9 protein-coding genes and 1 tRNA gene are annotated in these 12,710 nt (G+C 44.4%); 1 reads left to right on the forward strand and 9 read right to left on the reverse strand.

Going from position 1 to position 12,710, the window contains the following annotated elements; translation table 11 throughout:
* Positions 1–79: 79 nt before the first annotated feature.
* From R3D86_03175 to R3D86_03185, 3 genes are all read right to left on the reverse strand, one after another.
* On the reverse strand, positions 80–1,102 hold the full coding sequence (locus R3D86_03175; protein MEZ5757205.1) for a TAXI family TRAP transporter solute-binding subunit: 1,023 nt from the start codon (positions 1,100–1,102) through the stop codon (positions 80–82).
* Between the two features lie 121 nt (positions 1,103–1,223).
* The gene (locus R3D86_03180) at positions 1,224–2,906 is read right to left on the reverse strand and encodes a formate--tetrahydrofolate ligase (GenBank protein ID MEZ5757206.1); all 1,683 of its coding nucleotides are present in this window, start codon (positions 2,904–2,906) and stop codon (positions 1,224–1,226) included.
* A gap of 14 nt (positions 2,907–2,920) precedes the next feature.
* Positions 2,921–4,483 (reverse strand): amidase, encoded by a 1,563-nt coding sequence (locus tag R3D86_03185; protein ID MEZ5757207.1) that lies wholly within the window; start codon positions 4,481–4,483, stop codon positions 2,921–2,923.
* A gap of 108 nt (positions 4,484–4,591) precedes the next feature.
* Here R3D86_03185 and R3D86_03190 point away from each other — a divergent pair, with 108 nt between their 5' ends.
* Positions 4,592–5,773 (forward strand): aminotransferase class V-fold PLP-dependent enzyme, encoded by a 1,182-nt coding sequence (locus R3D86_03190; GenBank protein MEZ5757208.1) that lies wholly within the window; start codon positions 4,592–4,594, stop codon positions 5,771–5,773.
* A 439-nt stretch (positions 5,774–6,212) separates the two neighbouring features.
* Here R3D86_03190 and R3D86_03195 read toward each other — a convergent pair whose 3' ends face one another.
* The 6 genes from R3D86_03195 to R3D86_03220 form a co-directional block, all read right to left on the reverse strand.
* The gene (locus R3D86_03195; GenBank protein MEZ5757209.1) at positions 6,213–6,737 is read right to left on the reverse strand and encodes an HD-GYP domain-containing protein; all 525 of its coding nucleotides are present in this window, start codon (positions 6,735–6,737) and stop codon (positions 6,213–6,215) included.
* Between the two features lie 393 nt (positions 6,738–7,130).
* Positions 7,131–7,205: transfer RNA gene (locus R3D86_03200), tRNA-Glu, on the reverse strand.
* Positions 7,206–7,306: 101 nt separating this feature from the next.
* Entirely contained in the window at positions 7,307–9,115 is a 1,809-nt protein-coding gene (gene recJ / locus R3D86_03205; protein MEZ5757210.1) for a single-stranded-DNA-specific exonuclease RecJ, read from the reverse strand.
* Between the two features lie 3 nt (positions 9,116–9,118).
* Positions 9,119–10,099 carry a class II fructose-bisphosphatase gene (gene glpX, locus R3D86_03210; GenBank protein ID MEZ5757211.1) on the reverse strand — a complete coding sequence of 327 codons (981 nt, stop codon included), beginning with the start codon at positions 10,097–10,099 and terminating at the stop codon, positions 9,119–9,121.
* A 51-nt stretch (positions 10,100–10,150) separates the two neighbouring features.
* Entirely contained in the window at positions 10,151–11,443 is a 1,293-nt protein-coding gene (locus tag R3D86_03215; GenBank protein MEZ5757212.1) for a homoserine dehydrogenase, read from the reverse strand.
* 14 nt (positions 11,444–11,457) lie between these two features.
* Positions 11,458–12,666, reverse strand: a complete 1,209-nt coding sequence (locus R3D86_03220; protein ID MEZ5757213.1) for an LL-diaminopimelate aminotransferase — start codon at positions 12,664–12,666, stop codon at positions 11,458–11,460.
* Between the last annotated feature and the right edge of the window lie 44 nt (positions 12,667–12,710).

A 12,710-nucleotide genomic window follows, 5' to 3' on the forward strand; every position in this document is an offset into this window, starting at 1 on the left:
ATAAAAATAACATAATTTTGGCAGAAATGCTCTAATGCTCACTGATCACAAATTTAATGAAACAAAAAAAATAAAAAAATTATTTCCAGACATCAAGAAGCTTCTGATTTCTGAGCTCTGCCTGCTCATCCCAAATGGCTGTACCCTTTCCGCTTTTATAATAGTCGATAGCGGCTTTATGGTAAGGTACCGTTTGCGATGGATGTACAAATTCATCTGTTGATACACCCTTAAATCCCCCATACTCTTTTTGCATTTCCGGCCAGCTCGCATGCAATGCATCAAGAATTTTTACCACATCCTCATCGTCCAATGCTTTTGGAACCAAAAGATACATATCCATAGCAAAAATTCGGGTTTCGGTTTCAACACCGGGATATAGTCCCTCTTCAATTACATAGGATCTCAGGCCCGGTGCTGAAGAATTTTCAAGCCTTTGCTCATACCCCGGGCTGGCAAGGTTTAAAATGCGCACCCCGACGGTGGCATCCGCTTTTCTGACCGCTGACATACTCACACTTCCGGGTGTGGCATCTGCATTGCCCTCGACAACGGCTTCAACGCCCTGCCCGACACCGGAAACCGGAATGACCACTACATCTTTACGTTCAAGCCCTGCTGCTTCCAGCATGGCAATGGCCATTGTATTTACTGCTTGGGCAGCCGTAATATCCAAGACGACTTTTTTTCCCTTAAGGTCAGCAATATTTTTAATGCCTGAATCCTTTCGAGTAATGAAAGCAAACGGCATAGCAAAAAGTCTGGCAACAACCCGGATGTCCTTATTGGCATCCGTGTCAATTCCTCTATAGGCTGTCCCCATACCCGCCATGGACGTAAGCCCCATTTCAAGCTCACCCGCATTAATAAGCGGTATAAACGAACTCGGCCCGACAAATGGCCGGGCAGTTACCCGCAACCGCATATTTTTCTGAAGATTCTTTGCGAGCACCGTTCCAAGAGAATGCATAGAACTGCCAACAAAGCCTGTGCCGATATTAAACTGCTTTCGTGCTGCAAAGGCAGCGTTTACCGGAATTAGTGAAATAGCGACACTCACAATAAGTACTGTAACCTTTTTAATCCATGCGTAACTATGCAAGCTTTGCTCCCAAATTTTGTTGTTATTTATGTATAGAATAAAGGCCTAATGCAGACAAGAGCTATCGGATCATCAATAACGATGAGTTTTAAGAAGCCTAAATTATTAAACGCTGCAAATTTTAGAAAAGTCCCTGCACAAATCCATTTTCATCAATTTCAATTGCCTCAGCCGCAGGCACACGCGGCAATCCCGGCATAGTCATGATTTCACCGCACACCACCAGCACAAATTCGGCCCCATTGGAAAGCCGGACCTCGCGGATCGGGATACCATAGCCTTTAGGCGCTCCTTTCAAAGACGGATCGGTCGAAAAACTATATTGCGTTTTGGCGATACAGATAGGCAAATGGCCAAAACCGTCTTTTTCCAGATCCTTTAACTGATTACGAATTTTCTGATCAGCAAAGACCTCATCCGCACGGTATATTTCCTTAGCAATAATTTCAATTTTGGTCATCAATCCATAATTATCAGGATAAAGCACCTGAAAGTTTGAATTGCCGCGCTCTATGGTATTAACCACCTCCTGTGCCAGTGCTGCACTGCCGGCACTGCCATTAGCCCAGTGGCTACTTTCTACGGCTTTTATCCCGACATTGGCACATGCCTCAACCACAGCAGCTATTTCCGCATCAGTATCAGTTGGAAAGCGGTTTATTCCGACGACACTGTCCACATGATATTTTTTAATATTCTCCGCGTGGCGTTCAAGGTTCTTAAGCCCTTTCATAACCGCATCAACATTTTCCTTTGCCAGATCATCTTTTCCGACACCGCCATGCATTTTAAGGGCGCGAACCGTTGCCACAAGAACAACAGCAGCCGGTTTAAGGCCAGCCTTGCGGCATTTGATATCAAAAAACTTTTCTGCCCCCAGATCAGCCCCAAACCCGGCTTCAGTAACCACATAATCTGCCATTTTTAGGGCCGCTTTGGTGGCCATAACCGTGTTACAGCCATGGGCAATATTGGCAAATGGGCCGCCATGAATGAAGGCGGGGTTATGTTCCAAAGTCTGAACCAGATTTGGCTGCAATGCATCTTTAAGCAGAACCGTCATCGGGCCATCGGCTTTAATATCACGGGCATAGATTGTTTTTCTTTCCCGCGTCTGACCAATGGTGATTTGTCCGATCCGGCGACGAAGATCATCAAGACCACTTGCCAGGCAGAACGTTGCCATGACTTCTGACGCCGGGGTGATGTCAAAACCCCCTTCACGTGGAAATCCGTTTGCCACACCGCCAAGGGATGTGGCTACCTGACGCAGTGAGCGATCATTCATATCCAACACCCGCCGCCAGGTGATACGGCGATTATCCAGTTCAGTAGCGTTTCCCCAGTAATAATGATTATCGATCATTGCCGCCAAAAGGTTATTGGCGCTGGTGATTGCGTGAAAATCTCCGGTAAAATGGAGATTTATATCTTCCATAGGGATCACCTGCGCATAGCCACCCCCTGCCGCTCCTCCCTTCATTCCGAAGCATGGCCCGAGTGATGGCTCCCGAATACAGATCATTGCTTTTTTGCCAATCCGGTTTAGCCCGTCGCCCAGCCCAACAGTGGTAGTGGTTTTTCCTTCGCCTGCCGGTGTAGGGGTGATTGCTGTGACCAGTATAAGTTTACCGTCCGGTTTATCCTTAAGGCTTTCAATATAATCCAGACTTACTTTTGCCTTATCATGACCATAACGGATAAGCTTTTCTGCCGGGATACCAATTTTTGCTGCGATCTGTTCTACTGGTTTTGCTGTGGCATCGCGAGCGATTTCAATATCGCTTTTATATTTCTGGCTCATTTATTTACTCACATTTATTTTTCATTATTCTTAAGTTCAGGAAAAAGGCTCGGTGGTTTTCTGTGCTTGGTCGCCTGTTCATAAGAATAGGCAACTTCAAATATGACATCTTCACGAAATGGCCTTGCCAAAATCTGAAGCCCAGCCGGAAGGTTGCCATGTGAAAACCCCATAGGGATTGTTGCTGCGGGCAGACCGGTTGCCGGTGCAATTATCTGGCTGTTATCACCTTTATAATCTTCATCAGCGCGCTCAAGCTTGGCTGGCGGATTTGTCCAGGATGGATAGATAACCACATCCACATCATATTTATCCATCGATTTTATAACGTCGGCTTTAAACGCATTTCTGCCCGGATGATTGGGGTATTCGAGGCAAGGCGGATTTTCATCTCTTGGATGGACATCAAGCGGACCGGACCCAAAATTCTCAAGCCCCCCTTTAACATAAGGCGAATATTGCCCGGTTTCCAATACTTCTATAACATCTTTAATCGGGGCCTTATCCCCCAGTGATTTAAGATATTCATGCATATCGTAGCGAAAGCGGCGGCAAAAATTTGGCGCTTCCCGGTGTTCAGTGAGGTTCGTAATTTCAAATGGATCAACGATAATTGCTCCAGCCGCTTTTAAATCATCCACGGCTTTCATAAAAAGCGCCGTAATTTCCGGGTCTGCATCATCTGTAAAGACTAGCGAACGAAGGACCCCTATCCGTTTTCCTTTAAGTCCATTTTTTTTAAGGAAGGCTGTGTAATCGGCTTTACGTTTTCCTTTGCCAAGTTCTGTCATGGCATCGTTAGGATCATAGCCTGCAACCACATTAAAAACTTGAGCGCCGTCTTTTACCGTTCTGGTCATTGGTCCGGCAATATCCCGGTCCCAGGCAAGTGGAATAACCCCATCACGGCTGGTCAGGCCAATGGTTGAGCGAATACCGAATAATGCCAGATGTGATGATGGTCCCCGGATGCTGTTACCGGTATCGCTTCCCATGCCGGCAACCCCAAAACTGGCCGCCGTGCCAGACGCCGTCCCGCCGCTAGACCCCGCGGGCACTCGCGTAAGATCATAAGCATTTGCCGTGGTCCCAAATGAGGAGCTTTTTGTTTGTCGTGGACTAAACGCCCATTCTGCCATATTGGTTTTGGCAAGAACGATGGCATCAGCCTCCCGTAATTTTCTTACCATGAACGCATCATCGGGCGGATAGTTATTCAATAGGGCAATTGAGCCCCCAGTTGTTGGCAGGTCGTGGGTATCATAATTATCTTTAATCAGCATGGGAGCGCAGTAAAGAGGGCCAAGCTTTTCACCATTTTTTATTTTTTTATCAATTTCATCCGCTTTTTCCAAAGCCTTTTGATTAATCACTGTGATGGCATTCAGCTTTGTCTGTTGATCATAGGATTTTATTCTATTCAGATAACCGGAGACAATATCGCGGCATGTTATTTCCCCTGATGACAGGGCCTGATGAATATCATCAATTGTTGCTTCAACAAAGTGGAATTCCTTGGTATAGGCTGTCCCAAACCCACATACAAAAAACAATAAAGCAAGAAGTGACTTAATCATTTTAAATATCCCCTTTAAAATTTCTCGCTATGCTAACGTAATTATTTCAATTGAGAAAGCTGAAATTTTATGCTCTAGTGCCGTTCAATTTTCAGAGGAAATAATCCGATGACTTTAAATAAAGAAAAAATATTTGCGGATACGCCGGGTAAAAAAAATTTTATCCATCTGAATAATGCAGGGTCGTCCCTCATGCCCAGACCTGTACTTGATGCACAAATAGCCCATCTGAAACTGGAAGCTATTATCGGCGGCTATGAAGCAATGGCCGATAAAAAGGATCAGATAGATGAAGTATATAAGTCTGTCGCCAAGTTAATCAGTGCCAGCTCGGATGAAATTGCACTGGTTGAAAACGCCACTGTTGGATGGGCAATGGGATTTTATGCCATTGATTTTAAACCCGGTGACAGAATACTGACCGTAGAAGCGGAATATGCCTCCAACTACCTTGCCTATCTTCATATGGCCAGATCAAAAGGTGTCATCATTGATGTTATTCCCAGTGATGAACATGGAGACCTAAAGCTGGATATGCTTGAGGCGATGATTGATGAAAAAGTAAAACTGATCTCCGCAACGCATGTCCCCACCAACAGCGGGCTCGTCAATAATATTTGTGCCCTCGGCAAAATTGCAAAAAAACATAATATTCTTTATCAGGTCGATGCCTGCCAGTCGGCCGGGCAGATGCCATTGGACGTCGAAGAGATAGGATGTGATTTACTCTCGGCCACCAGTCGAAAATATCTGCGCGGCCCCCGCGGTATAGGATTTTTATATGCCAGAAAATCAGTGATTGAAAAGCTCCACCCGCCAATCATTGATTTAAAAAGTGCCAAATGGCTAAGTGACCATGAATATGAACTTCGACATGACGCAAAAAGATTTGAAAATTGGGAATTTAATTATGCAGCTGTTCTTGGTTTGGGTGTTGCCGTTGATTATGCCCTTGATATAGGTCTTGAAAATATCAGGCAGCGTAATAATGAACTGGCAGATTATCTGCGTCATCGTTTAACTGAAATAAAAAATATCATTCCCCATACATTAAGCAAAAATCAATGTGCCATCGTTACATTCTGGGTTAAAAACCATAAGGCTGCCGATATTGTGAACGCCCTTAGAAAACATCACATAAACACCAGCGTTTCCGAACCTGGCAGTACATTGCTGGATGCAACCAAAAATCACTTACCAAATCTGGTTAGGACATCCTTACACTATTACAATGACGAGGTTGAGATAGATAATTTTATTGAAATTTTGAAAAAGATAATAATCTCATAACCAAATTGTCTTTTAACTGTAACAAACTCTTTGTAGACAAATTTGCTTTTTAATGAAATTAATGCTTTCATAGATTAATTAATTTTTTGGGGGAAAGATCAAATGCATCTATTAAAATTTTTTATTAGTTTTTTATTTTTCTTAATAGTCTTCGGCTACTCATTTAGGGAAAGACAGATATCACATAATTTTGACGATCTTGATGACAGAGTGCTCTGCCAGAATTATCTTGATCATTATAATACACTTTATTCGGATAACCCGGAATCATTAACCAGTGGTCAGAAGCAATATCTAATTAATCTATCCTTCACAATAAACAGCCGAGGAATAGATAAAGACTGGTGCGAGCGTCTTCTAAAATCTTCAGATTGATGTTTAAAAATAGATTGCGCTTCGGCAAAAATATCCAGAATAAGTCTGATTATAAACTATAATTCTAATACAGGCTGTCCAGACATTCCAAAGCTGCATCAACCACCCCACGATTAAATTTATGGGGACAAGAATCCAGTAGTAATTTGGTTACTTCTTCTTTCGAAGCAGCCGTACGATAGGTTCTTTTACTGGTAACAGCCGATATCACATCGGCAACCCCGATAATTTGACCTTCGAACGATATCTGGTTTCCTTTTAATCCTTTTGGATAACCACTGCCATCCAGTCTTTCGTGATGCTCTGCAACAATCCTTATTATTTCCGGAGAAACTTCTGCATATTTTAATAGCTGAACACCGACATCAACATGGGTTTTTACCAGTGAAAATTCTTCATTTGTTAATTTTGTAGGTTTTGAAAGAATGGAACTGGGTATTGCCTGCTTACCTATATCATGTAAAAAACCTGCCAATGTCAGATTCTCAAGCCTGTCATGATCGAGACCAAGCTTTGTCCCTATTTTTTGTACAATGTCGGCTACTTCTTCGATATGTGCTGCAGTATATGGATCATTCAAGCCAATCATCGCCAATGCAAGCTTTTAATCAGATGATCTTTTAAATGATGAAATTCAAAAGAATCCGCTTTTTCAATAGCGTGTTCTAACATTTTGCCACCCCAACCTCATAACGAGGACAAATTCTACAATATAAGAATCATTTCTTAATATGTTAAAAAATATTAGGGTATCAGCCTTAAATAAGTATTAACAATAAAGGCCAGCCATTTGTCATTGAGGCGGATCAAAATGAATAAATAAATAACTTTAGATATTTGTTACTTAATGGTCCGGCAGTAGCAAGCAATTCAAAATCCTCCGGTTTGGTTGATTTTCTGAAAAGAATTTTTAACAGCCATATGACAGTCAATTTAATTAAGACAGTGATATAAATAGTGCAAGTGAGATCAAAAGAAGAAATGGTGACCCCTACGGGACTCGAACCCGTGTTTCAGCCGTGAAAGGGCCGCGTCCTAACCGCTAGACGAAGGGGCCGTCAAAGTCGGTGTGGGTGGTTTCTAACGTTTCCGGCGGCACGGGTCAATATCTTTTTTGATTTTAAAGTACGCTTTTTTGAAAAACCGCAGAATTAAACGCTAAATCGCTGCATCCTCAATGAAAATTTCGGCACTTATCTGACCATTCCAATGATTATTATGGATGGTGCCGGCAACTTTGATTTTTTTACCCCGTGACTCTATCAGCAACTGACCAAGCGGTTTATCGGCACAACGAAATGCCATTGCCTTAACGCTTTTTCCATCAGCCCCTTTAAGAGTGCATTTCACATGATCTTTTCCGACTATATCGACATAGCTTAAAAACACATCCGGGAAAGCAAAGCGGGGTCCGGCATTTCCCTGCCCATAGGGCCCGATCCGGTCCAGCATATGGACAAGTTCTGAATTTACTGAGCCGAGACTTAAAACTCCGTCCAACTTTAAGGAAAGTGACGTCATGGCCTCATCGACTTTCGACCCAAGCCTATGACATAAAAACTGTTCAAGTACTTCTATTTTTTCGCTTCTCATGGATAGTCCCGCTGCCATGGAATGTCCGCCCCCTGCGCTGAGTATTTCAGCCTGTCTTGCTGCCGTAATGGCAGCCCCAATGTCAACACCCATGATAGACCTAGCTGATCCCTTTGCCTCACCATTTTCATCAATGGCAATGACAATCGTCGGTCGATTAAAATGTTCTTTAAGACGGCCGGCAACGATGCCAATTACCCCAGGATGCCACCCAACATTTGCCGCAATAATTACAGGCGGCACCAGCCCCCCGACGCCGATTTTGTTTTGTACCTGCACCATGGCATCTTCAAGAACCATGGATTCAATTGCCTGGCGTTCTGCATTATAGATATTCAGCTCATGCGATATCCTTGCTGCTTCCAGTTCATCGTCTGTGCTGAGCAGTATGCTACCTGCTTCAGACCGACCAACACGGCCACCCGCATTGACCCGGGGACCAAGCAGGAAACCGGCATGATACGTCCCGGGCACTTCATTGATCCCTGCAATATCACTTAAGGCTTTAAGGCCGACATTGCGTCTCTCTGCCATAATTTTAAGCCCCTGAGAAACCAGAGCACGATTAAGCCCGACAAGTGGAACCACATCGCATATTGTCCCCAAGGCCACCAAATCAAGCCACTGAATAATGTTGGGTTCCGATATCCCCTTCTCCTCATACCAGCCTCTGTTTCTGAGTTCCCGGTTTATACCGACGATCGTCAAAAAACTTACTCCGACAGCGGCCAGCTGGCCAAAACCTGGCTCTTCATCAAGTCGGTTTGGATTGATAATTGCCACTGCATCCGGCAATTTCGCTTCTGCCTGATGATGATCAACAACGATAACGTCAAGTCCTGCCTCGGTCGCTGTCTTTAAAGGGTCAAATGAAACAATACCGCAGTCAACGGTAATGACCAGCTTATGGCCAGCAGCTTTAAGTTCAAGCAGGGCTTTTTTGTTCGGACCATAGCCTTCACTCATCCGATCAGGGATATAGACGGTCGCATCATGCCCGATTGCTTTGAAGAAACGTTTAAAGAGAGCCGACGATGTCGCCCCATCCACATCATAATCGCCAAATACGGCTATTTTCTCTTCGCTCATAATCGCATCGGCAATGCGTACGCAGCCCTTATCCATATCCTTGAATAGTGACGGATCAGGCAATGTTTCCTTTAATGTAGGATTAAGAAAAATCTGTGCTTCATCAATATCAATGCCGCGGCCGGCGATGACACGGGCAACAATTTCCGGAAGATCATGATTTTGCGAAATAGCCTGAATCACCCTGTGTTCGGCCGGTCGGGCTACCCAGGACCGGCCTGTTACAGAATTTTCCACGGCCAGAATATAATCTTTATCGGCAGTGGAAAAGTTACTCTCGCTCATCTATTATTTTGATAGTTTGACTGCGCGGTTATGAATAGTCCGGATATTACGCACCGTTTTTGATGCTGATCTCATCACCACTGTTTCCGTCGTGTATGCCTTTCCGTCCGGCGTACTATGAACACCGCGAAGCAGCGTTCCATCGGTAACACCGGTGGCCGCAAATATCACATCACCCGCTGCCATATCAACGGTACTGTATTTGCGGTCAAGATCATCAATTCCCCATTTCCGGGCGCGGTTACGCTCTTCTTCATTTCTGAATGTAAGTCTGCCCTGAATTTGTCCGCCTGTGCAGCGTAGTGCCGCCGCCGCCAGGACGCCCTCCGGTGCGCCGCCAGAGCCCATATAAATATCAACGGATGTGTCCGGATTGGTTGTATCAATTACGCCGGCGACATCACCGTCACCAATTAATTTTACGCGTGCCCCGGTAGCGCGGATTTTATCTATCAGTTCCGCGTGGCGTGGGCGATCAAGCACGCAGACAAGCATATCACTGACCAGACGTCCTTTTGCCCCTGCAACGGACTTAATATTTTCTTCAACACTATTATCAAGGTCTACTACGCCTTCCGGTAAACCCGGACCAACAGCTATCTTATCCATATAGACATCCGGTGCATTCAGAAGATTACCTTTTTCAGCAAGGGCAACGACTGCCAATGAGTTTTGCATGGCTTTTGCGGCAATTGTAGTTCCTTCAAGCGGGTCAAGAGCGATATCAATTTCCGGCCCTTCGCCTGTCCCCACTTCTTCACCGATATAAAGCATTGGGGCTTCGTCACGCTCCCCTTCACCAATAACGATCCGGCCTTTAATAGGCAATTCGTTTAGTTCATTTCTCATGGAATCAACGGCTGCAGCATCTGCTGCTTTTTCGTCCCCCATTCCGACAAGTTTTGCTGCGGCAATCGCCGCTGCCTCTGTGACACGTACGAGCTCTAGTACAAAAATACGATCTAAAGTCGATTTAACAGCCATAATTAATTCCTATTTCTTATTATTTAATACTATACCGAATATATCTTATAATTATAATTTTTCAATTCTAATAGATAACGGCGCCTCTATTACAGATGAATATTCACTTATACGCTTAAGGGCTTCATTCATTGCCGTTTCTGTCGTTTCATGCGTTGCAAGAACCACATAAACTGTACCGTCCAGTTCTGTTCCCTTTTGTAACATGGTCTTCACGGACACATTCGCCTGTTTTAAAGAAGTCGTTATATCGGCGATTACACCGGCCTCATCCTTAACATGCAGCCTAATGTAATAGGCCCCTTTTCTCTGATCAATCGACACCGGGTTTGCCGCCACAAGTTTTGAGGCCGGCTTAAAGAATGCCGGACCAGTGTGTCCTCTTGCAATGTCAATCAGATCAGCAACCACCGCTGAGGCTGTCGGCCCTTCACCGGCACCACGCCCCTGATAAAAAGTTCTGTCGATAAAATCACCATCGACTACCAAAGCATTAAATCCATCCATAACGCCTGCTATTGGAAGTTTACGATCAATCATAACCGGATGAACACGTTGGGATAGATTACCATTTTCATATTTGGTAATGCCCAGTAGCTTTATTCTGTAGCCGAGTTCCTTGCCATATTTTATGTCAACAGTTTCAATGTTACGGATACCTTCGATATAGACATTGTCAAAATCTGTTTTTGTCCCAAACGCCACACTGCTTAAAATTGCCAGTTTATGTGCGGCATCAATTCCGTCCAGATCAAGCGAAGGGTCCGCTTCCAGATAACCAAGTTGCTCAGTTTCCGCGAGAATTTCATTATAACTCAACCCCCGTGCCTCCATCTGGGACAGCATATAATTGGTGGTACCGTTCATAATGCCGTAAACAAGGTTTAGTTCGTTGGCCGCAAGCCCTTCACCAATCGCCTTGATGATGGGAATACCGCCCGCTACTGCGGCCTCAAAACGAAGGGCAACATTATTTTCCTGAGCCAGATCAGCAAGAACTGTTCCATGATGGGCGATCATAGCTTTATTGGCTGTAACCAGTGATTTGGTATTTTTAAGAGTATTTATCGCCGTTTCATAGGCAACACCCTCTTCGCCGCCGATCAGTTCAACAACAATATCCACATCATCCTGATCCGCCAGAGTACTCGCATCAGAAACCCATTTATAGTGCGAAAGATCAACGCCACGGTCAGCATTATGGTTTCTGGCACAAACGGTGGTAATGATAATTTCTCGACCGGCACGATCAGCGATTAACTGCTTATGTTTTTCAAGTATCTTAACGACACCTACGCCTACATTCCCAAGCCCGGCAACGGCCACTTTTAACGGATTACTCAAAACGTTTCCTTACCTTATTTCTTACTTAATTGTTCCAGATATTCATCACTTTTTTGCATAAACTGCTTCATATTTCTGACTGCCTGTCTTATGCGCTGTTCATTTTCAACAAGAGCAATGCGGACAAAATCATCCCCATATTCTCCAAAACCGACGCCAGGTGCCACAGCCACCTTTGCATTGGTTAGCAGGGATTTTGAAAATTCCATTGACCCATGTTTTTTCCATTTTTCAGGAAGCGGTACCCAGGCAAACATGGTGGCTTCCGGCGATGGTATTTCCCAGCCGGAACCGGCCATTCCGTTAACCAGAACATCTCTGCGGCTTTTATAAATATTTCTTGCATAATCAATACAGTCCTGCGGACCATTAAGCGCTGCAGTTGCCGCCACCTGAATAGGTGTAAAAGCACCATAATCAACGTAGGATTTCATTCGGGTTAAGGCCGCAATAAGGTCTTTATTACCAACAGCGAAGCCCATCCGCCAGCCAGCCATAGAATATGTTTTACTCATGGAAGTAAATTCAACGGCAACATCACGGGCACCGGGAACCTGCAAAATTGATGGTGGCGGCACATCATTAAAATAAATCTCCGCATAGGCCAGATCAGAAAGGATATAAATTTCATGTTTTTTACAAAAAGCAACTACCTCTTTGTAGAAATCAAGATCAACAACCTCAGCTGTCGGATTTGACGGATAATTAATCACTAAAGCCAGCGGCTTTGGCACACTATGTTTTACCGCCTGATCAAGTATTCTTATAAAATCATGATCCTTGCTTGTCGGTAGGTGACGAATTGTCGCCCCGGCGATGATAAATCCAAAATGATGGATCGGATAACTTGGGTTCGGCACGAGGATCACATCACCAGGCGCAGTAATGGCCTGGGCCAGATTGGCAAGCCCCTCTTTCGAGCCCAAAGTGGCTATTACTTCACTTTCCGGATCAAGGGTCACATTGAACCTGCGCTCATAATAAGCGGCCATTGCTTTCCGAAGTCCATGAATCCCCTTTGATGCAGAATAACGATGTGCTTTAGGGTCTTTCATGGTTTCGGTGACTTTATCAATCACATGCTGTGGCGGCATAAGATCAGGATTTCCCATACCAAAATCTATAATATCCTCTCCTGCCGCTCGTGCTTTTGCTTTCATTGCATTGACTTCAGCAAAAACATAAGGGGGCAGTCTTTTTATTCTGTAAAATTCAGAATTCATCTTTTTATCCGTTTAAATGAGTAGAATATTATATTTTCCGCCCT

It is taken from the genome of Emcibacteraceae bacterium, from assembly GCA_041396985.1.
Lineage (GTDB): Bacteria > Pseudomonadota > Alphaproteobacteria > Sphingomonadales > Emcibacteraceae > Pseudemcibacter.

Bases quoted from the DNA above. Each gene is read 5' to 3' on its own strand.
- R3D86_03180 (MEZ5757206.1), bottom strand. From the start codon at position 2,906: ATGAGCCAGAAATATAAAAGCGATATTGAAATCGCTCGCGATGCCACA.
- R3D86_03185 (MEZ5757207.1), bottom strand. From the start codon at position 4,483: ATGATTAAGTCACTTCTTGCTTTATTGTTTTTTGTATGTGGGTTTGGG.
- R3D86_03190 (MEZ5757208.1), top strand. From the start codon at position 4,592: ATGACTTTAAATAAAGAAAAAATATTTGCGGATACGCCGGGTAAAAAA.
- R3D86_03195 (MEZ5757209.1), bottom strand. From the start codon at position 6,737: ATGATTGGCTTGAATGATCCATATACTGCAGCACATATCGAAGAAGTA.
- recJ (MEZ5757210.1), bottom strand. From the start codon at position 9,115: ATGAGCGAGAGTAACTTTTCCACTGCCGATAAAGATTATATTCTGGCC.
- glpX (MEZ5757211.1), bottom strand. From the start codon at position 10,099: ATGGCTGTTAAATCGACTTTAGATCGTATTTTTGTACTAGAGCTCGTA.
- R3D86_03220 (MEZ5757213.1), bottom strand. From the start codon at position 12,666: ATGAATTCTGAATTTTACAGAATAAAAAGACTGCCCCCTTATGTTTTT.